At 71.7% G+C, this 20262-nt stretch carries 18 protein-coding genes; 4 read left to right on the top strand and 14 right to left on the bottom strand.

Annotated elements, in window-relative coordinates; all coding sequences use genetic code 11:
* Positions 1 to 148 precede the first annotated feature (148 nt).
* From ACIBEF_RS26870 to ACIBEF_RS26880, 3 genes are all read right to left on the bottom strand, one after another.
* The gene (locus ACIBEF_RS26870; RefSeq protein WP_396795935.1) at positions 149 to 541 is read right to left on the bottom strand and encodes an SCO5389 family protein; all 393 of its coding nucleotides are present in this window, start codon (positions 539 to 541) and stop codon (positions 149 to 151) included.
* 171 nt (positions 542 to 712) lie between these two features.
* Positions 713 to 1204, bottom strand: coding sequence for an SsrA-binding protein SmpB (gene smpB, locus ACIBEF_RS26875; protein WP_396795937.1), 492 nt, complete (start codon positions 1202 to 1204; stop codon positions 713 to 715).
* A gap of 42 nt (positions 1205 to 1246) precedes the next feature.
* Entirely contained in the window at positions 1247 to 3484 is a 2238-nt protein-coding gene (locus ACIBEF_RS26880; protein ID WP_396795939.1) for a hypothetical protein, read from the bottom strand.
* A gap of 151 nt (positions 3485 to 3635) precedes the next feature.
* Here ACIBEF_RS26880 and ACIBEF_RS26885 point away from each other — a divergent pair, with 151 nt between their 5' ends.
* From ACIBEF_RS26885 to ACIBEF_RS26895, 3 genes are all read left to right on the top strand, one after another.
* Positions 3636 to 5294: an FAD-dependent oxidoreductase gene (locus tag ACIBEF_RS26885; RefSeq protein WP_396795940.1), complete on the top strand. Its 1659-nt coding sequence runs from the start codon at positions 3636 to 3638 to the stop codon at positions 5292 to 5294.
* Between the two features lie 40 nt (positions 5295 to 5334).
* The gene (locus tag ACIBEF_RS26890) at positions 5335 to 6780 is read left to right on the top strand and encodes an ATP-binding protein (protein ID WP_396795941.1); all 1446 of its coding nucleotides are present in this window, start codon (positions 5335 to 5337) and stop codon (positions 6778 to 6780) included.
* A gap of 75 nt (positions 6781 to 6855) precedes the next feature.
* Entirely contained in the window at positions 6856 to 8802 is a 1947-nt protein-coding gene (locus tag ACIBEF_RS26895; RefSeq protein WP_396795978.1) for an ABC transporter ATP-binding protein, read from the top strand.
* Between the two features lie 144 nt (positions 8803 to 8946).
* On the opposite strand, the gene ACIBEF_RS26900 is transcribed toward ACIBEF_RS26895, so the two are convergent.
* From ACIBEF_RS26900 to ACIBEF_RS26925, 6 genes are read right to left on the bottom strand one after another with little or no spacing between them, the layout of a single operon-like run.
* Positions 8947 to 9450, bottom strand: coding sequence for an NUDIX domain-containing protein (locus ACIBEF_RS26900; RefSeq protein ID WP_396795943.1), 504 nt, complete (start codon positions 9448 to 9450; stop codon positions 8947 to 8949).
* Between the two features lie 60 nt (positions 9451 to 9510).
* The gene (locus tag ACIBEF_RS26905) at positions 9511 to 10152 is read right to left on the bottom strand and encodes an SRPBCC family protein (RefSeq protein ID WP_112640688.1); all 642 of its coding nucleotides are present in this window, start codon (positions 10150 to 10152) and stop codon (positions 9511 to 9513) included.
* Positions 10152 to 10517, bottom strand: coding sequence for an ArsR/SmtB family transcription factor (locus ACIBEF_RS26910; protein ID WP_396795944.1), 366 nt, complete (start codon positions 10515 to 10517; stop codon positions 10152 to 10154). Before ACIBEF_RS26910 ends, ACIBEF_RS26905 begins: the two co-directional genes overlap by 1 nt.
* Positions 10518 to 10545: 28 nt before the next feature.
* Positions 10546 to 12636 carry a xanthine dehydrogenase family protein molybdopterin-binding subunit gene (locus ACIBEF_RS26915; RefSeq protein WP_396795945.1) on the bottom strand — a complete coding sequence of 697 codons (2091 nt, stop codon included), beginning with the start codon at positions 12634 to 12636 and terminating at the stop codon, positions 10546 to 10548.
* Entirely contained in the window at positions 12633 to 13616 is a 984-nt protein-coding gene (locus ACIBEF_RS26920; RefSeq protein WP_396795946.1) for an FAD binding domain-containing protein, read from the bottom strand. Before ACIBEF_RS26920 ends, ACIBEF_RS26915 begins: the two co-directional genes overlap by 4 nt.
* Complete coding sequence (locus tag ACIBEF_RS26925) at positions 13613 to 14110, bottom strand: 2Fe-2S iron-sulfur cluster-binding protein (RefSeq protein ID WP_355007577.1); 498 nt, start codon at positions 14108 to 14110, stop codon at positions 13613 to 13615. Before ACIBEF_RS26925 ends, ACIBEF_RS26920 begins: the two co-directional genes overlap by 4 nt.
* Before the next feature lie 126 nt (positions 14111 to 14236).
* Here ACIBEF_RS26925 and ACIBEF_RS26930 point away from each other — a divergent pair, with 126 nt between their 5' ends.
* A complete protein-coding gene (locus ACIBEF_RS26930) occupies positions 14237 to 14845 on the top strand; it encodes an NTP transferase domain-containing protein (RefSeq protein WP_396795947.1) in 609 nt (202 codons plus the stop codon).
* Here ACIBEF_RS26930 and ACIBEF_RS26935 read toward each other — a convergent pair.
* The 5 genes from ACIBEF_RS26935 to ACIBEF_RS26955 all read right to left on the bottom strand — a co-directional run bounded on the left by ACIBEF_RS26935 (position 14805) and on the right by ACIBEF_RS26955 (position 20183).
* Positions 14805 to 15473: a TMEM175 family protein gene (locus ACIBEF_RS26935; protein WP_396795949.1), complete on the bottom strand. Its 669-nt coding sequence runs from the start codon at positions 15471 to 15473 to the stop codon at positions 14805 to 14807. The genes ACIBEF_RS26930 and ACIBEF_RS26935 overlap by 41 nt on opposite strands.
* 110 nt (positions 15474 to 15583) lie before the next feature.
* Positions 15584 to 16960, bottom strand: a complete 1377-nt coding sequence (locus ACIBEF_RS26940; RefSeq protein WP_396795951.1) for a GH1 family beta-glucosidase — start codon at positions 16958 to 16960, stop codon at positions 15584 to 15586.
* A 29-nt stretch (positions 16961 to 16989) separates the two neighbouring features.
* Positions 16990 to 17829, bottom strand: a complete 840-nt coding sequence (locus ACIBEF_RS26945; RefSeq protein ID WP_396795953.1) for a carbohydrate ABC transporter permease — start codon at positions 17827 to 17829, stop codon at positions 16990 to 16992.
* Entirely contained in the window at positions 17822 to 18814 is a 993-nt protein-coding gene (locus ACIBEF_RS26950) for a sugar ABC transporter permease (RefSeq protein ID WP_357227792.1), read from the bottom strand. The genes ACIBEF_RS26945 and ACIBEF_RS26950 overlap by 8 nt, the downstream gene beginning before the upstream one ends.
* A gap of 70 nt (positions 18815 to 18884) precedes the next feature.
* Positions 18885 to 20183: an ABC transporter substrate-binding protein gene (locus ACIBEF_RS26955; RefSeq protein WP_396795954.1), complete on the bottom strand. Its 1299-nt coding sequence runs from the start codon at positions 20181 to 20183 to the stop codon at positions 18885 to 18887.
* Positions 20184 to 20262: the final 79 nt, after the last annotated feature.

Here is a 20262-nt window from a genome sequence, read left to right on the forward strand (position 1 = left end):
CGGTGGGTGGGGGGGGGGGGTGGGGGGGGGGGGGGGGGGGGGGGGTGGGGGGGGGGGGGGGGGGGGGGGGGGGGGGGGGGGGGGGGGGGGGGGGGGGGGGGGGGGGGGGGGGGGGGGGGGGGGGGGCCCCCCCCCCCCCCCGCGACGGTCAGCAGTTGCGGAGTTCGGGGGACTGGTTGAGCAGTTGGCCACGGGTCGACACGAAGCGGCGGTAGCGCTCGCTGTCGACGGCCGATGGGCGGAACGCGGCGACGCGGTGGCAGTTCTGGAAGGCCAGGCGTACGCCGAAGTGTCGCTCCAGGCCACCGCGGATGGCGTCGCTGGCCAGCGCGCGGAGCAGTTGACCCCGGTCGGCGTCGGTGGGCGGCGGAACGACGTTGTCGGCCAGGTCGTCGTCGCCGGCCTCCAGTTCGGCGACCACCCGGCTGACGGTGGCCCAGGCGTACGGCAGCGAGTCTCGGACGCAGGCGATGAACGCCTCGTCGTCGATGGGGCCGCGTTCGGCGGCGTCCAGCAGTGCGGGCGGGACAGTGAGAGACATGGTTCTCCTCCGCTACAGCTAATGATTACCGTTTTCAACAACGGCGTCGACTGAGCAGACCACGTCTCCTGGACGACGTCAACGATGTCCCGGCACGCCACGCCGCGACCCACCCACAGCACAGGCCGACGAGTACGGCAACACGCACGCGGAGCGGGACGAGCGGCGGCGTCAGGGTCGGCGGGGGTGGCCCTTGAGGTGCCGGCCCAGCTCACGGGCGATCTCCCGGTTGGCGTCGCGCTCGGCCATCGTCTGCCGCTTGTCGTAGGAGCGCTTGCCCTTGGCGAGGGCCAGTTCGACCTTGGCGAAGCCGTTCTCGAAGTACATCGACAGCGGAACGAGGGTCACCCCGCCCTCGCGGACCTTGTCCAGGATCCGGTCGATCTCGGCGCGGTGCAGCAGCAGCTTGCGGTTGCGGCGCGGGGCGTGGTTGGTCCACGTGCCGTAGGCGTACTCGGCGATGTGGAGGCCGTACAGCACGATCTCGCCGTCGCGTTCGTGCGCGAACGCGTCCACCAGCGAGGCCCGCCCCTCGCGCAGCGACTTGACCTCGGTGCCGACCAGCACGATGCCCGCCTCGTACGTGCGCAGCACGGTGTACTCGTGCCGGGCCTTCTTGTTGGAGGCGATCAACCGGCGGGTGGGTGGCTTGGACGGGGTCACCAGGCGACGATATCCGGCCGTCGGAGCAGTCGTACCGGCCGGTCAGTCGTGTGCCGGGTGCGCGGGGCGCAATCGCGCGGTGAGGTCCCGCACCGCGTCCCCGAACGCCTCCTGCGACTCGCACGGCCAGTGTCCGAGGATCGGCGGGGGAACGCTGTCGCTGGGCGCCGGCACCACGTCCTGCGGGTCGGTCAACCGCCGGTCCACTGTCGCCGGCGGACCGGCCAGCGTCTCGGCCTCCCCGGGACGGTGGGAGGCGAAGATCCAGCCGCCGATCGGGTCGGTGTCGCGCCACAGGTTGATCCAGCGCCAGCCGACCCGTTCGCCGATCTCCCGCAGCGCCGGGTCGTCGGCGTACGCCGGGAAGAGCCGGGAGTAGAGCCGGCCCAGCGGTGAGCCGTAGGTCAGCAGGGCGACCCGGTCGGTGATCCGGGTGGGCAGTTGCAGGACTGCGGCGGCGAGCAGTACCGAGCCGTGGCTGTGTCCGGCCAGCAGCACGCCCTGCCCCTGTTCCACCAGGTAGGTGATCCGCCTGGCCAACTCCGGCACGGCCCGCTCGGCATAGCAGGGCGGGGCGAACGGGTGCGCCGCCCGGGGCCAGAAGGTGCCCAGATCCCAGAGCACCCCCACGTACCGGCGGAACTGCGGTGTCCGGTACGCGAAGATGCCGCCCACCACCAGGCCGAGCAGGATCGCGGCGATCACGTAGCTTCCCGACCCGATCAGGAAGTTGACCATGCCCTCCGGCACTCCGACGTAGCGCTGCGCCACGTCCCCGGGTAGGAGTTGGAGCAGGCCGAGCAGGCTGGTGGCCAGGCCGAGCGCCGCCAGGCCGGCGTACACCACGGAGAGCGGTTCCAGTCGTTCGGTGAAGCGGGCGCGGGCCACCGCCTGCTCGACCCGCCGCAGTCGGGCCGCCGCGTGCGGCGGCGCGTCCGGGAAGTCGGCGGCGACGATCGCCCGCGCGGCCCGCCGCCGACCGCGCCGGGTCATCCTGGTGACCAGGCCGGCCGCCAGCAGTGCGGTCACCACGGCCAGGAAAAACCCGAAGATCGCCCATTTGTACGCCAGAGGAGGGCTGGTCTCCAGGCCGTCAGCGGTCGTCCCGTTGCGGTCGAGCAGGTCCGCCACCCGGTAGACCAGCTCGGCCGAGAACGCCACGGCGAGCCCGGCCGAGATCGTCATGAAGACCGGCGCCCCCAACGCGCGGATGGGTGACCTGCGCTGCCCGCCACCCCGCCGCCAGATCACCAGCACGGCGAGCGCGACCACCAGCACGGTCTGGCTGACGAACAGCCAGGCCACGATCGCGCTGTAGCCGGGCAGCACGCCGCCCTGCGGCCACGGCGCCGGGCTGATGACGATGTGCACGATCACCAGCATCGTCAGGCCGCAGGCGATGGTGCGCAGCCCGCGGAAGACCGCGTCCACCCGGGGCGACGGGTCGGTGCGGTCGATGCTCCGCACCACCGTGACCAGGAACAGGCAGCTCAGCAGTACCGCCCCGGTGGCGGTCAGCAGGATCACCATCACCCAGGAGGAGTGCTGGCTGGCTCGCGCGGTCAGCAGGCTGCCGCTGAGCGTGGCGAACGCCGCCGCGACGTGGACCGAGCGCAACCGTCCCACGAGCGGCTCGCCGTCCCACTGGCCGACGGCGCTCAGCTGGTGTTTCGAGGTCGCTGTCGACGGCGTCCGGAACGCGTCGAAGGAATGGCCCGGGCGAGCGCCCAACCACCAGAGGAGCCCGATGGCGGCGACCGGCACGAGCGCCAGCACACCCAGGCGCAGCCCGGTCGGGCGCCCGCCGAGCCAGGACAGCCAGGTCCGGCCGGCCAGGCACGACGGGGTGCCCATGCAGCGCCAGGCGATCAGGTCCAGCGCCACGCCGACGATGGAGAGCACGTAGAGCATGGTGAGGGTGATGGCGAGCACCCGGCACAGCGCCATGAAGCCGCGCGTCGAGATGGTGTTCGCCGGCCGCATCCACAGGGCCACGTTGCAGAGCATGAACGGCAGCAGGAAGACCAGCGACAGGGTCCGCACGGCTGTGCCGGACGGCAGGTCACTCCAGCGGTACGCCTCCAGCGTCACCCCGTCCGTACCGGTCGAGTCCGGATATCCGGGGCGCGGTCGGTAGAAACCTCCGCTGCGGTCGCCGGCAACCTGGTACACGTACGGCCGGTCCAACACCTGGTCCGCGCCCGCGCCGGAGACACCGTGCACCCGCAGCTCCACGATCCCGCCCGACGTCGGCGGTCCGGTCGGTGTCGCGTCGGCCATGGGCCCCCCGAGGTGTGCGCGGCAACCGGGCGGGTCGTCGATGTCCGGCCACCCGCGCGGCGTTCCGGCTTACCCGTCTGCGGGGCGGTCAACCGTCGGTCGGGCACCGGCGATGGTGCGGTCGACCGTCGGCAGGTGATTTCATGGCGCCATGGCGAACCCGGTGATCCTGACCGTCGACGACGACCCCGTGGTGTCCCGGGCGGTGGCCCGGGACATCCGGCGCCGCTACGGCGACCGCTACCGGGTGTTGCGGGCGTCCTCCGGGCCGGAGGCGCTCGACGCGCTACGCGAGGTCAAACTGCGCGGCGAACAGGTGGCGCTGCTGCTGGCCGACCACCGGATGCCGGAGATGACCGGCGTCGAATTCCTGGAAGCGGCAATGGACATCTTCCCGGCGGCCCGCCGGGTGCTGCTCACCGCGTACGCGGACACCGACGCCGCGATCGAGGCCATCAACGTGGTCGACCTGGACCACTACCTGCTCAAACCCTGGCACCCGCCGGAGGAGAAGCTGTATCCGGTGGTCGACGGGCTGCTGGAGGCATGGGCGGTCACCCCGGACGCGGCCAGCGCGGAGATCCGGGTCGTCGGGCACCGCTGGTCGGCGCCGTCGTTCAAGGTCCGCGACTTCCTGGCCCGCAACCTGGTGCCGTACCGGTGGCTGTTGTCCGACGATCCGGAGGGCGTCCGGTTGCTCGACGCGGCCGGGGCCACCGAGGCGGACGTGCCGCTGGTGGTGACGCCGGAGGGCAAGGCGTTGGTCGCCCCGAGCGAGGCCGAGTTGGCCGCGCTCGCCGGGTTGACCGTGGTGCCGGCGTGTGACTTCTACGAACTGGTGGTGATCGGCGGCGGCCCCGCCGGTCTCGGTTCGGCGGTGTACGGAGCGTCGGAGGGGCTGCGCACCGTGCTCGTGGAGCGACGGGCGACCGGCGGTCAGGCCGGGCAGAGCAGCCGCATCGAGAACTACCTGGGCTTCCCGGACGGTGTCTCCGGCGCGCAGTTGACCGATCGGGCCCGACGGCAGGCGGTCAAGTTCGGTGCCGAGCTGCTCAGCGCCCGGGAGGTGATCGGTCTCAGTGAGGCCGGCGGTGCCCGACTGCTGCGCTTCGGCGACGGCACCGAGATCGCCGCGCACACCGTGGTGCTGGCCACCGGCGTGTCGTACCGGGTGCTCGACGCCCCTGGGCTGGCCGACTTCACCGGGCGGGGGGTGTTCTACGGCGCTGCCGCCACCGAGGCGCCGAGCTGCGTCGAGCAGGACGTTTACATCGTCGGCGGGGCCAACTCCGCCGGCCAGGCGGCGGTCCACTTCTCCCGGTACGCGTCGAGGGTGCACCTGCTCATCCGTGGTGCGGACCTGACCGCCTCGATGTCGCGTTACCTGATCGACCAGCTGGAACGGATCGACCGGATCACCGTGCATCCGCACACCGCGGTGGTCGGCGGGGCGGGGGAGGACCACCTGGAGCGGCTCACCCTGTGCGACACCCGCACCGGGGAGGCCCGCTCGGTCGACACCTCCTGGCTGTTCATCTTCATCGGCGCAGAGCCCCGCACCGACTGGCTGGACGGGGTGCTGGTCCGCGACGACCGTGGTTTCATCGTGACCGGTCCGGATCTGCTCGCCGGGGGGCGGCGGCCGGCCGGTTGGTCGTTGTCGCGCGACCCGTACCACCTGGAGACCAGCGTGCCGGGCGTGTTCGCCGCCGGGGACGTGCGGGCCGAGTCGGTCAAGCGGGTCGCCTCGGCCGTCGGCGAGGGCGCGATGGCCGTGTCGCTGGTGCACCGCTACCTGGAAGCCCAGTGAGCGCGAGAAGTGAGCCGGTTCTGCGAGCGAAGGAGTCCCTGTGACCATCGAGTCTGACCGGCTGACACCGGCGCAGTTGCGCACCCTGTTCCTGTTCGAGGCGCTCGACGACGGGCAACTCGCCTGGCTGGCCGAGCACGGCCGGGTCGAGCAGCGTGCCGGCGGCACCCTCGTGTACGGCGAAGGTGAGCCCGCGACCTGCTTTTTCGTGCTGGTGCGCGGGGCGGTGGCGTTGAGTCGCCTGGTGCGCGGCGACGACGTGGAGGTCAGCCGGACCGACCAGCGCGGGGTGTACGGCGGGGCCACTCAGGCGTACCTGGGTGACCAGGTCGAGCAGATCTACCGCAACAGCCTGCGGGCGGTGACCGACGCGGAGTTCTTCGTGCTGCCGGCGGAGGATTTCGCGTACGCCCTGCGGTCCTGGTTTCCGATGCCCATGCACCTGTTGGAGGGGCTGTTCTTCGGTATGCGGGACAGCCAGGCGATCGTCGGTGAGCGGGAGCGGTTGCTGGCCCTCGGTTCGCTCTCGGCGGGGCTGACCCACGAGCTGAACAACCCGGCCGCGGCGGCGGTGCGGGCCACGTCGGTGCTGCGGGACCGGGTGGCCGGGATGCGGCACAAGCTCGCCATGATCGCCGATGGGCGGCTCGACGGGAGCGCCCTGCACGGCCTGGTCGCGTTGCAGGAGGAGGCGGTCGCCCGGGTGGCCACCGCGCCGAAGTTGACCCCGATGGCCACGGCCGACGCCGAGGACACCCTCACCGACTGGCTGGAGGACCATGGCGTCGGCGGGGCCTGGGACCTGGCGCCGATCCTGGTCGGCGGTGGGCTCGACGCTGCCTGGTTGGCGCAGGTGAAGGCCGCGGTCGGTGCCGCGGACCTGGAGGCGGCGGTGCGCTGGCTCACCTACACCGTCGACACCGAGCTGCTGATGCGCGAGATCGGCGACGCTGTCACCCGGATCTCCGGGCTGGTGGACGCCGCCAAGCAGTATTCGCAGCTGGACCGCGCGCCGCACCGGGTGGTGGACGTGCACGACCTGCTCGACGCGACGCTGGTGATGTTCAAGGGCAAGATCCCCGCTGAGGTCACACTGGTCCGCGAGTACGACCGGAACCTCCCGCCGGTCCCGGCGTACGCGGCCGAGCTGAATCAGGTGTGGACCAACCTGATCGACAACGCGTTGGGCGCGATGGGGGAGAAGGGTGTGCTGACCGTCCGCACCGGACGGATCGGTGACCAGTTGGCGGTGGAGATCACCGACACCGGGCCGGGCATTCCGCCAGAGGTGCGTCCGCGCATCTTCGAGCCGTTCTTCACCACCAAGCCGGTCGGCGCGGGCACCGGTCTGGGGCTGGACATCTCGTACCGGATCGTGGTGCACAAACACCACGGCGACATCCGGGTGGAGACCGAGCCGGGCCGGACCACCTTCCGGGTCCTGCTGCCGATCACGGACGAGCCCCGCGACGCGCCGACTACCTAGAGACATTAGATGGTCGCGGGCAGTAGTCTCGGGCGGCGTTTGTGATCCCCGCCCGGAGGAGGGTCCGTGGAGTCGATGGCCCGCCAGCGCACCTCTGCTGAGGACGACGACCAGCCGATCGACCCGCCCGGCGACAGCTCGGTGCTGCCGGAGCTGGAGGACGCCGCCTGGATGCACCATGCGAGCACGTTCGCGCACACCAGCTTCTGGGCCGTGGCCCGGCGGCTGCCCCGGCTGGTTCGCGAGGCGGTGGCGCTGGCCTGGGCCACCAACCGGATGGACACTCTCGCCTCCATCGGCCTGAACGTCGCCGCTGGCGTGATGACCACGTTCGGCCTGCTCGCCACGACCTCCGTGCTGCGGGAGCTGTTCGCCGCCGGGCCCACCCCGGACCGGGTGCGAGCAGCCCTACCTGCGCTGATCGTGGCCGCGGCGGCGGTCTCCGCGCGCGGCGGCCTCACCATCGCGGCCGGTTGGGCCCAGGCCCGGCTGACCCCGCAGATCAACTACCAGGTGGAGCTACGGCTGTTCGAGGCCACCACCGCGGTCGACCTGGCGGCGTTCGACGACGCCGGGTTCGCCGAGGAGATGGACCGGGTACGCGATCGAGGGATGGGCGAGGCGGCGTGGATCGTCGACCACACCGTCAACCTGGTCACCGGTGTGGTCGGCATGCTCGCCACCGCGGTGGCGGTGACCGTCATCCAGCCACTGCTGCTGCCCTGCCTGTTGCTCGCGGCGGTGCCCCAGGCGATCACGGCGGTGCGGATGGCTCGCCGGGAGTATCTGGCGATGCTGGCTCGGATCACCCGCCGGCGGCGGATGTGGATGCTCGCCCACCTGATGGCCAACCGGCACACCGCCGCCGAGGTGCGCGCCTACCAGATGCGCGACTTCCTGCTCGCCGAGTACCGCGGCGTGATGGCCGTCGAGACCCGTGCCCAGTTACGGCTGGTCCGCTCGCAGACGGGCACCCGGGTGGCCGGTGCCTCAGTGGCAGGTCTGGCCACCTTCGGGGTGTACGCCGTGCTCGGCGGCCTGCTGCTGACCGGGATGGTCGCCCTCGCCGCCGCGGCGACCGCCCTGCTCGCCCTGCAGTCGGCCCGGACCAGCCTGGGCATCGCGGTCGTCGCCACGAACTCCCTATACGAGGACGCCCTCTACTACCAGGACTATCGCGACTTCCTGGCCCGCGCCCAGGGCCGGGTGCCCGTCGGCGGTGACCGGGTGGCCGACGGTGTCGACGTGATCGAGGTGGACGAGGTGAGCCTGCGCTACCCCGACACCGACGCACCGGCGGTGGACCGCGTCAGCCTCACCATCCGACGCGGTGAGTTGGTCGCGCTGGTCGGCGAGAACGGCTCCGGCAAGACGACCCTGGCCAAGCTGATCGCGGGGCTCTACCAGCCGACCGGCGGCACTATCCGTTGGGACGATGTCGACGCCGCCGAGTTGGACCCGCGCGCTCTCGGCGCCCAGGTGGCCGTGATGACCCAGGAGTGGTGGAAGTTCCCGTTCACCGCCGGGCAGAACATCCGCGTCGGGCGGCACGACCGCGCCCCGGACCGCCCCGGCCCCACCGTGCGGGAGGCGGCCAGCGCGGCCGCCGCGCACGACATGATCGTCGGCCTGCCGCACGGCTACGACACCCTGCTCGACAGGGAATTCAAGGACGGCCACGAGCTGTCCGGCGGGCAGTGGCAACGGCTGGTCGCCGCCCGGGGCCTCTACCGTGACACGGCCCTGCTGATCTGTGACGAACCGTCGGCGGCCCTGGACGCCCGCGCCGAACACGCCCTGTTCCAACACCTACGCCGCCACCCCGACCGGGCCGTCGTACTGATCACCCACCGGCTGGCCAACGTCCGCCACGCCGACCGGATCTTCGTGCTGGAACGGGGCCGACTCGTCCAGCACGGCAGTCACGACGAGCTCATGACCGCCGGTGGCCTCTACCGCGAGCCGTTCAACCTGCAGGCCAGCGGCTACCTGGCCGGCACCGACAATACCCACCCCCGCTGACCGCCAAGCGCCCTGCCCGCGCCGATCTTGCAGTTTCGGTCGACGATCTGCGCGGAATGCCCCTTATTTCGCGACAGCAAGTGCAAGATCGCGGAGAAGGGGGGCGGGCGTGATCGTGCACCGCTGGGCCAGGAGGGTGGGTGGTCAGGCGGCGAGGAAGTCGGCGAGCACCCGGGTGTGGGTGGAGAACGCCAGCTCGACCGGGTCGGTGAGCACCAGCCACTCGGTCGCCTCCTCGGTCGGCGCCGACGGTGGCAGGTCCTCGGCCGCCCGCTCGGGCAGCACTCCGAAGACCATCATCGTGCCGCCCGTCGGTGAGCCGTGCACCGCGAACAGGCGGGCGTCCCCGGCCGCCGCGATCAGGCCGGTCTCCTCCCGAAGCTCCCGCACGAGCGCGTCGGACCACTCCTCGCCGTACTCGATGAAGCCGCCGGGCAGCGCGAGCAGGCCGCGGGCGGGCTCGATGTCCCGGCGGACCACCACCACTCCCAGGCCCTCGGCGGTGCGGACCGGCAGCACCGCGACCGCCACCGGCAGTGGATTGCGCCAGACGGTCTCGCCGCAGACCGCGCAGACTCGCGGCCATCCGACGGCCGGCGGGTAGGCGGCGCCGCAGTAGGAGCAGTGCGAGTACGGCGTGCCGGTCATGCCGCAGCACGTTACTCCGGATCCCTGCTCAGGCTGCCGCGCCGCCGCCTCGCCGCGCGCTCAGGCCGCCGGGTCGCCGGTGTAGAAGGCGGTGGTGCGTTCGGCAGCGGCCTTCGCCTCGTCGGCGTCGGTGCCGGCGGCGATGCTCGCTTCGCACCACAGTTGACTGCTCAGCTCCATGGCCCGTCGTCCCTCGGCGGAGGCGGTCCACTCGGCGCCCTGTTCCGGCGTGATCCCGCTGCCGTCGGCGGCCAGGTGCGAGGCGAGGCCGAGCAGCCCGAGGTCCCACCCGACACCGACCGCGCCCGGCCCGAACTGGGCCCACCGGTCCTGGTCGACGTGCGCGATGTGGTCCAGGTCGAGGCGGGCCCGCTCGTCGCCGACCGGGGTGACCCGCACCTCGATCCAGCTCACCTCGCCGCCCATCTCCCAGGTGGCGGTGAAGCGGTGCGGCGGCTCGCAGCTCTCGACGGTGCCGTGGGCGTTGCCCTGGAGCTGGTACGTGCCTCCGAGCCGCAGGTCGCCGGAGATCGGCAGGAACCAGCGCGGGATGCGCTCGGCGCTGGTGCAGGCGTCCCACAGATCCTCGGCCGTCGCCTGGTAGGTCTGGCTGATCGTGGTGACCCGCGCCTCACCGGCTTCCAGGGTGCGGCTGCCGACCTTGCGCTGGACGGCGTTGATCTGCTCGGTGGCGTCGAACATCAGGTGTTCCTCTCGTCGGGTGGGTCGGCGGGGCCGCGCAGCCGACGCTCGCGTCGGCCCCGGGCCAGCTCGGTGGCGAGTGCCGCCAGGGGTGGGGTCCAGAATCGGCGGAAGTGCTCCAGCCAGCCGTCGACCTCGCGCAGTGGGCGTGGGTCGACCGCGTAGAGCCGCCGGGTGCCGTCCGGCCGCACGGTGGCGAAGCCGTTGTCGCGTAACACCTTGAGGTGCTGGGACACGGCGGGCTGGGAGATGCCGAACTCCTCGCGGATGACAGTGCTGACCGCGCCGGCGGTCTGCTCGCCGGCGGCGAGCAGTTCCAGGATGCGGCGCCGGACCGGATCGCCCAGCACGTCGAAGGCGTGCACGACGACAGTTGTATCACTGACGGCTTATTTAAGCCAAATCTGATACTCCGATGAGCTTGTCCAGCCGGATCGGCAGCTCCCGGATCCGTACGCCGGTCGCGTGATGCACCGCGTTGGCGACCGCCGCCGCGGCGCCGACGATGCCGATCTCGCCCATGCCCTTCACCCCGGCCGGGTTCAGCTCGTCGTCCCGCTCGTCCAGCCAGTACGCCTCGATCGACTCGACGTCGGCGCAGCCGGTGATGTGGTAGGTGGCCAGGTCGTGGTTGACCCAGTCGCCGTAGCGCTCGTCGAGCAGGCCCTCCTCGTGCAGCGCCATCGACAGCCCCATCGTCATGCCGCCGACGAGCTGACTGCGGGCAGTCGTCGGGTTCACCACCCGCCCCGCCGCGAACACCCCGAGCATCCGGTTCAGCCGTACCTCGCCGGTGTCCGCGTCGACCCGCACCTCGACGAACTGCGCCCCGTAGGCGTACCGGGGGAGCGCGGGCTGCTCACCCACCTCCTCGGTGGTGTCCGCCTCGGCGGTCACCTCGTCGGTCGGCGGCCCGCCGTCGCGCAGCTTCTCGCGCAGCGCCTGGGCCGCGCGTATCACCGCCCAGCTCCAGCTGGCGGTCCCCATCGAGCCGCCGGCCAGCGGTGCCGTCGGCAGCGCGGTGTCCCCGATGCGGATCTCCACCCGTTCCGGCGGCACTGCGAGGGCGTCGGCGGCCACCTGCCAGATCGCCGTCCGGGCGCCGGTGCCGATGTCGGTGGCGTTGATCTGGACCAGGAAGCTCCCGTCGGGCCGAGCGGTGGCCGTCGCCGAGGAAGGCCGGGCCCGGGCCGGGTAGCTCGATCCGGCCACCCCCGTCCCGATCAGCCACCGCCCCTCCCGCCGGGACCGGGGCGACGGATCACGGCCGGCCCAGCCGAACCGCTCTGCGCCCTCGCGCAGGCAGGCCACCAGGTTGCGACTGGTGAACGGGCGTCCCTGGTCGGGGTCGACAGCGGTGTCGTTGCGGATACGCAGCTCCACCGGGTCGATGCCGACGGCGATGGCCAGCTCGTCCACCGCGGACTCCAGGGCGTACGCGCCGGGGCACTCGCCCGGGGCGCGCATCCAGAACGGAGTGGGCACGTCGAGGCGGACCAGCCGGTGGGTGGTGCGGCGGTGCGGTGCGGCGTACATGCTGCGGGTGTAGACGGCGGTCTGCTCGGCGAACTCCCTGATGGTGGAGGTCTGACTGATCGCGTCGTGGCAGATGGCGGTGAGCCGCCCGTCGGTGTCGGCGGCGAGGCGGACCCGCTGGATGGTGGGGGTGCGGTAGCCGAGCGGCCCGAACAGTTGCTGGCGGGTCAACGCCAGCTTGACCGGGCGGTCCACGTGCCGGGCGGCGAGGGCGGCCAGCACCACCGACGCCTTGGCGTACCCCTTGCTGCCGAACCCGCCGCCGACGTGCTCGGCGACGACGCGGATCGACTCCGGCGGCAGCTCGAACAGCTCGGCGAGGGTGGCGCGTACCGGCGTCGCGCCCTGGGTGGAGTCGTGCACCAGGAGCCGACCGTCGTGCCACTGCGCGATGGTGGCGTGCGGTTCCATCGGGTTGTTGTGGTACGCCGGCGTGCGGTAGGTGACGTCCACCCGCACCGGGGCGGCCGCGTACCCGGCGTCGAAGTCGCCCTCGGCGGTGTCCGCCGGATAGCTGGGGTTCACCTGGTCCGGCTTGTACAGGCCGGGATGGTCGTCGGTGAGCACGGTGCTGTGCGGGCCGGTGTCGTAGTCGAGGCGGACCAGTCGGGCGCCCTCGCGGGCCGCCTCCAGACTGGTGGCCACCACCACCGCGACGTACTGCCCCCGGTAGTGCACAGTCGGCTCCTGCAACAACCGCAGCTCCGGCTGTGGGCCAGGGGCCATCCGGGGCGCGTTGCCGTGGTGCACCACGGCCAGCACGCCGGGCGAGGCCAACGCCTCGGTCGTGTCGATCCGGGTGATCCGGCCCCGCACCACTGTCGACGGCACCGCCCAGCCGTAGGTGACCCCGTCCACCGGGTACTCGACCGCGTAGCGGGCCGCGCCGGTGACCTTCGCCGGGCCCTCCAGCCGGGGGTACGCCCGGCCGACCGCCCCGGTGCTCACGACGACGCCAGTTCGGTGAGCGCCCGCACGGTGATGGCCCGGGTCAGCGGCAGCTTGAAGCCGTTGTGCCGTAACGGGCGCGCCTCGGCCAGCTCCACGTCGGCGGCGCGTGCCGCCAACTCGGGGCTGAACGGACGTCCGCGCAGCTCCGCTTCGGCCCGGTACGCCCGCCACGGCCGGTGCGCCACCGCCCCGAACGCCAGTCGCACGTCGCGGACCACGTCACCGTCGAGGTCCAGCACCGCGGCCACCGAGCCGGCGGCGAAGGCGAACGAGGCCCGGTCGCGCACCTTGAGGTACGTCGAGCGGCGCGCGGCTGGTAGGGGCGGCAGCCGCACGGCGGTGATCAGCGCGCCCCGGGCCACTGTGGTCTCCCGTTCCGGGTGGCTGCCGGGGGAGCGGTAGAAGTCGGCGATCGGAATGTCACGGGGGCCGTCGGCCTCGTGCACCTCCACCACCGTGTCGAGGGCGGCCAACGCGACCGCCAGGTCGGACGGGTGGGTGGCCACGCACTGCTCCGACCAGTCCAGCACCGCCAGGTCGCGGTTCTGGCCGTGCAGAGCGGCGCAACCGCTGCCCGGCTCCCGTTTGTTGCACGCCTTGCCGGTGTCCTGGAAGTAGACGCAGCGGGTGCGCTGCAACAGGTTTCCGCCGGTGGTGGCCATGTTGCGCAGCTGTCCGGAGGCGGCGGCGAGCAGGGCGCGGGCCAGTACCGGGTAGTCGCGGCGTACCGCCGGGTGGGCCGCGAGGTCGCTGTTGCGGACCGTCGCGCCGATCCGCAGCCCACCGTCGGGCAGTTCCTCGACGGTGTCGAGGGGAAGCCGGGTCACGTCCACCAGCACGTCGGGGCGCTGCACCCCGAGCTTCATGAGGTCCACCAGGTTGGTTCCGCCGCCCAGGTAGGCGGCCTGTGGTTCGGCCGCCAGCACGGCGACCGCCTCGGCCACGTCGGCGGGCCGGTGGTAGCGGAACGCCTTCACGAGGACGCCGCCGTCTCGCGTACGGCCGCCACGATGTGCGGGTACGCGGCGCACCGGCACAGGTTGCCGGCCATCCGCTCGCGGATCTCCGCGTCGGTCAGCTCGGCGGGCGTGTTCAGGTCGCCGGTGACCGCGCTGGGCCAACCCCGGGAGACCTCGTCGAGCATGCCCCGGGCGGAGCAGAGCTGCCCGGGAGTGCAGTAGCCGCACTGGAAGGCGTCGTGCGCGACGAAGGCGGCCTGCAGCGGGGACAGCTCGTCCGGCCCGGCCAGCCCTTCGACGGTCACCACCGAGCGGCCGTCCACGGTCACCGCGAAGACCAGGCAACTCTTCACCCGCCGGCCGTCGAGCAGCACGGTGCAGGAGCCGCACTGGCCGTGGTCGCAGCCCTTCTTCGCCCCGGTCAGGTCGAGGTGCTCGCGCAGCGTGTCGAGCAGTGTGGTGCGGTTGTCGAGGGTCACCTCACGGGACGCGCCGTTGACCTCGACCGTCACCCGGGACGAGTGGCGCTCGTCGATCGTCGTCGCGTTCTCTCCTCCGCCCTGCACCGGCCCAGACTAGCTTTGTCGGTATATGTCGGGGCGAATAACGCAGAGCCCCTCGCACGGGAGGTGACGACGGTGACCGCCGGACTGCTGCTCGCCGCCGGCGCCGGGCGGCGCTACGGCCGGCCGAAGGCGCTGGTCGAGCTGGACGGCGAGCCGCTGGTGCGGCGCGCGATCCGCCTGCTCGGCGACGGCGGCTGCGCACCCGTGCACGTGGTGCTCGGCGCGGGCGCCGACGAGATGCCCGACCTGCCCGGCGCGGTGCCGGTCCGGCACGATCGCTGGGCGGACGGGCTGGGCTCGTCGCTGCTGCGGGGTCTGGCCTCGCTGCCGGTCGACGTGCCGGCCGCCGTCGTGGTCCTCGTCGACCAGCCACTGCTCAGCCCGGTCGCGGTGCGGCGGGTGCGCGCGGCGTACGACGGCGGCGCCCTCGTCGCGGTCGCCACCTACGCCGGCCGACCCGGGCACCCGATCCTGCTGGCCCGGGAGACCTGGCCGCTGTTGAGCGGGTACGCCGTCGGCGACCGGGGCGCGCGCGACCTGCTGCGCGAGCGGCCGGACCTGGTGGCGGAGGTGCCCTGTGACGACGTCGGCTCCCCGGCCGACGTGGACACCCCGGCCGACCTGCGCCGACTCCGCCCGGTCAGCGACGGGTCAGCCAGCGGGGCAGACCCTCGCTGGTGATCGCGTGATAGGTGATCATGACGATGACGCCGATCAGGCCCAGCACCGGGCTGACGAACCAGCCGAGCAGACCGCTGAGCCCGTACAGGATCAGGCCGGTGACCGGTCGCAGCCGCTGCGTCCGTACGTACCCGGGGCTGACCCGACGCTGGAGCAGCGCCGGGTGGCGGTGCAGGTAGCCGAAGAACACCAGCCAGGGGGCCGACATCAGGGCCGCGGCCAGCGCGTACAGGGCGACAGCCGCGCGTTGGTCGTCGGTGTCGCCGTGGGTGAACGCGGACGCCAGCACCGCGGTGGGGAAGGGGATGATCACCGCGCCGAAGAGCACGCCGAGGTTGATCCAGCTCAGCGTGAGTGTGGTGCCGCGGATCAGCCGGAGCAGGGCGTGGTGGTTGAGCCAGAGCACCCCGATGTAGACGAAGGACACCACGAAGGCCAGGTAGGAGGCACCCTCGTCGAGCAGACCGGTCAGCAGCTCACCCTCGTGGTACTCGGGCACCCGCAACTCGATGACCAGCAGCGTGATGACGATGGCGAAGACACCGTCGCTGAAGGCAGTCATCCGGTCGATGGCGGACACTCGCCCTGTGGGATCGGGCTGCTCGACCTCGTCAGGTGCTGCGGACATTGCCGCAGGCTAGCCATTCGGCAACGCGGCTGGCGGTGGTTTCCTCCGATCGGAACGGAAACGGCCGCCCGGGGCCGAGACCCCGGGCGGCCGCTCGCACCGCCCCCGTTTCAGGCCACCGGCGTCGCGGTGCCGCTGGTGCGGGCGAGCCGCTGGTGCGCGCGGATCACCTCGGCGTAGCGCAGACCGCTGGCCTTCACCGTCCGGCGCTGGGTGGCGTAGTCGACGTGCACCAGCCCGAAGCGCTTGTCGTAGCCGTACGCCCACTCGAAGTTGTCCAGCAGCGACCAGACGAAGTAGCCGTCCAGGGGAACCCCTCGTGCCACCGCCGACGCGCACGCGGCCAGGTGCTGCTCCAGGTGGTCGGTGCGTTCCTTGTCCTCGACAGTGCCGTCCGGGGTGACCTCGTCCGGCCACGCCGAGCCGCTCTCGGTGACGATGATCCGGCCCGGCCGGTACTCCTCGTGCACGTCGACGAGCAGCCGCTCCAGGCCCGCCGGGTACATCTCCCAGCCCATCGCGGTCTCCACCGAGCCAGGCACCGGCACCTGCTTCGCGAACGGGGCCGGACCTGTCGGATCGTCGACCACCAGCTGACGGAAGTAGTAGTTCACCCCGAGGAAGTCAGTCGGCGTGGCGATCACCGCCAGGTCGTCGCCGCGTACCGGCGGCTCGACCCCGTAGGTGGCGATCATGTCGGCTGGGTAGCCGCGCCCGTGGATCGGGTCCAGCCACCACCGGTTGACGTGCCCGTCGGCCCGGCGGGCCGCCGCGACGTCCTCGGGTCGGTCGGTCGCCGCCTCGATCGGGCTGAGGTTGACGACCAGGCCCACCGAGGCCGGCCGGGCGGCGTTGGCGCGGATCGCCTGGGTGGCCAGGCCGTGCCCGAGCAGCACGTGGTGCGAGGCGTGCACGGCGCGGGTGAGGTCGCGCTCGCCGGGGGCCATGTTGCCCTCCAGATGCCCGATCCAGCACACGCAGAGCGGCTCGTTGACGGTGCACCAGTCGGCCACGCGGTCACCGAGGCGGCCGGCGACCACCGCCGCGTAGTCGGCGAACGCCTCGGCGGTGGCCCGCTCCGGCCAACCGCCGGAGTCCTGCAGAACCTGCGGCAGATCCCAGTGGTAGAGCGTGACGAACGGTCGGATCCCGTCGGTGAGCAGCGTGTCGACGAGCCGGTCGTAGAAGTCCAGCCCGGCGGCGTTGACCCGCCCGACGCCGTCGGGCATGACCCGGGGCCAGGCCACCGAGAAACGGTACGCGTCCACGCCGAGTCGGCGCAGCAGCGCCAGGTCCTCCGGCCACCGGTGGTAGTGGTCGCACGCCACCGCGCCGGTGTCGCCGTTGTCGACAGTGCCGGGGGTCGCCGAGAAGGTGTCCCAGATGGACGGTGCCCGGCCGTCGACGTCGACGGCCCCCTCGATCTGGTACGCCGCCGTGGCGACACCCCAGAGGAAGTCGGGTGGCAGCTTGGACAGGTCGGGCACGGGTCGGTTCTCCTCTGGGGTTGGATGACTCACTTGACCGCACCGGCGGTGAGGCCGGCGACGAAGTAGCGCTGCAGGGCCAGGAACCCGACGACGACCGGGATGCTGACCACCAGCGAGGCGGCCATGATCTGGTTCCAGTAGACGTTGAACTGGGTGGAGTAGCCCTGCAGGCCGACGGCCAGGGTGCGGCTGCCCTCGTCGGTCATCACCGACGCGAAGAGCACCTCACCCCACGCGGTCATGAACGCGTACACGGTGACCGCGACCACGCCGGGCACGGCGGCCGGCAGGATGACCTGGAACAGGGTGCGCAGCGGACCGGCGCCGTCGACCTGCGCCGCCTCGTCCAGACCCCGGGGGATCGAGTCGAAGTAGCCGACCAGCATCCAGATCGAGAACGGCAACGAGAAGGTCAGGTACGTGATGACCAGGCCGGTGCGACTGGCGTACAGCTCGATGCCGGTGGCGTTGCCCAGGTTGACGTAGATGAGGAACAGCGGCAGCAGGAACAGGATGCCGGGGAACATCTGCGTGGACAGCACGGTCACCGAGAAGACGCCGCGACCGCGGAACCGGTAGCGGCTCACCGCGAACGCGGCGAAGATGGCCACCGCCACCGAGCAGACCGCCGCGATGCTCGACACCACCAGGCTGTTCACCAGGTACCGGGCCAGCGGCACGGTGCTCCACATGTCGATGAACGGTTGCGGGGTGGGCCGGCTGGGCCACCAGGTGAAGCCGTTCTGCACGTCCTGCAACGGCTTGGCCGCCGAGGTGACCATGACGTAGAGCGGGATGACGACGAAGAGGGTGAGCAGGGTCAGCACGATGCGCCGGCCCCAGCGCTCGCCGGCGGTCTCACGCATGGTCGTCCCTCCGACGGTTGGTGATCAGCAGGTACGCGGCCGAGACGACCAGCAGGAACAGCAGCAGCGCCACCGACATCGCCGACCCGGAGCCGAAGTCCCAGGTCTTGAAGGAGCTGCGGTAGATGTGGATCGAGATCAGGTCGGCCTGCTCCGGCGCGGAGCCGCCGAACAGCACGAACGGGGTGTTGAAGTCGTTGAACGTCCACAGGAACAGCACCAGCAGCAGCACCAGGTTGACCGGCCGCAGCATCGGCAGGGTGACCGAGCGCAGTCGGCGCCAGAACCCGGCGCCGTCGATCGCGGCGGCCTCGTACAGCTCACCGGGCACGTTCTGCAACCCGGCCATCAGGCACAGGAACGCGAACGGCCAGTTACGCCAGACCGACACCACCAGCAGCGACCAGAAGCTGTTGTCGCCGATCAACCAGAACGGCCGTTCGTTCATCAGCCCGAGCTGGTCCACGAGCACGTGGTTGACCAGGCCGGTGTCGCGTTGCAGCAGGAAGCTCCAGGTGATCACGGCGGCGTAGACCGGCAGCGCGTACGGGGTGAGAAACAGCGCCCGCAGGATCGCGCGTCCACGGAACGGCCGTTGCAGGACGACCGCCGCCGAGATGCCGAGCAGCCAGGCGAACCCGACCGAGAGCAGGCTGTAGGCCAGGGTGACCCAGAACGAGTGCAGCAGTTCCTTGCCGGCGGCGCTGTTCAGGTCGAGCGTCGCCCGGTAGTTCTCCAGCCCGACGAAGGGCGCGGTGGACCAGTCGCGGATGTGGAACTGGGTCAGCTCCAGCAGGCTCATCCAGACCCCGACGACCATCGGGATCACGTGGATGGCGAGTTCCAGCACGACGGCCGGTGCGAGCAGCAGGTACGGCAGAAGTGAGCGGCGGGGGCCGCGGGGCCGGCGGGCCGGCTTCCGGGTCGGTGATCCGGCCCGGGATTCGCGTCGGTCGGCGTCCGGCGCGGTGGTGCTGGTTGCCATCAGGGTCCTCTCGGAGGCGGTGGCCGTGGTCGGGTTCAGCACCCGACCACGGCCACCGGTCACGCCTCGGTCAGCGCATCTTCTGCTGCGCGTCGGTCAGCTTGGCCTTCACCGAAGCCTCGGTGACCGGCTTGCCGCTGGCCGCGTCGGCGAACAACTCCTTCATCGCGGTGCCGACCAGGGTCTCGAAGGTGCTCTCATCGGGCACCTGCGGCAGCGGGGCCGCGGTCGTGACCAGGGTCTCCTGGATGGTCTTCTGCTCCGTCGCGCTGAACGCCGGGTCGGAGGCCGCGGTCTTCACCGCCGGCAGCGAGCCGTACGTCTTGTTGAGGAGCGTCTGCTCCTCGTCGCTGGTCATGAACTTGACGAAGCTCAGCGCGCCGTCCTTGTTCTTGGTGTGCTTGAAGACCGCCATGTTGATCCCGGCGACCATGCTGTTGACCTTCTTGCCGCCGGCCGGCGGGCTGGCCAGGAACGGCACCGGGGCCACGCCGTACGCGTCGGCGGGCATGTTCTGGGTCTTCAGGTTCGACCCGGCGGACTGCCACAGCAGCATGGCGGCCTTGCCGTTGGCGAAGTCGGAGACGGACTGGTTCTGCGCGTACTCGGCGTTGCTCGGGTTGGTGATCTTGTCGGCGGCCATGAAGTCGATGTACCGCTTGATCGCCGACACGTTCTGCGGGGTGTCGAAGGTCGGCTTGCCGGCCGAGTCGAACCACTCGCCGCCGTACTGCTGGCTGAAGGTGAACGCGTGGTGGGCGTTCTCCGACGGGTTGGCGCCCTCGATCGCCAGGCCCCACTTGCCGCCGGTGCTCAGCTTCTTGCCGTACTCGACGACCTGCTCCCAGGTGGTGGGCGGCGCGGTGATGCCGGCGTCGGCGAACGACTTCTTGTTGTAGTACAGGCTGTACGCCATGCTGTAGAGCGGCACGGCGGCCGGCGGCTTGCCCGGGGCGCCGGCTGCGGCGAGCGCGGCGGGCACGATGCGGTCCTTGCCCCCGACGGCCTGCAGGGTGGCGTCGTCGAACTCGACCAGCGCGCCGGTGGCCTGCAACGACGCCGACCAGGTGTTGCCGATGTTGACCACGTCCGGGCCCTTGCCGGAGGCGGCGGCGGCCAGCAGGCGGTTGAGCAGATCCGACCAGGGGACCACCTCGACGGTGACCTTGATCCCGGTCTGCTTCTCGAACTTGTCCAACTCCGGCTGGAGGATGGTCTTGTCGGCCTCCAGGCTGGCGCCCTGGTTGCTGGCCCAGTAGGTGAGCGTCTTGGGTGATGCGGCGGAGTCGTCGCCGGAGCCTCCGCAGGCGGTCAGCGATGCGGCCGCCAGTACGGCGGCGGTGAATATCCCGAGGTGTCGTCTCGACACGGGTCAGCCCTTCCGGTGCGTGGTGGGGGTCCGCCGGCCTTCGTCACCGATAGGGGTCGGGTGACGGTGGCCGGCTGCG

Origin of the sequence: Micromonospora sp. NPDC050795, assembly GCF_044456785.1 — a bacterium.
GTDB lineage: Bacteria > Actinomycetota > Actinomycetes > Mycobacteriales > Micromonosporaceae > Micromonospora.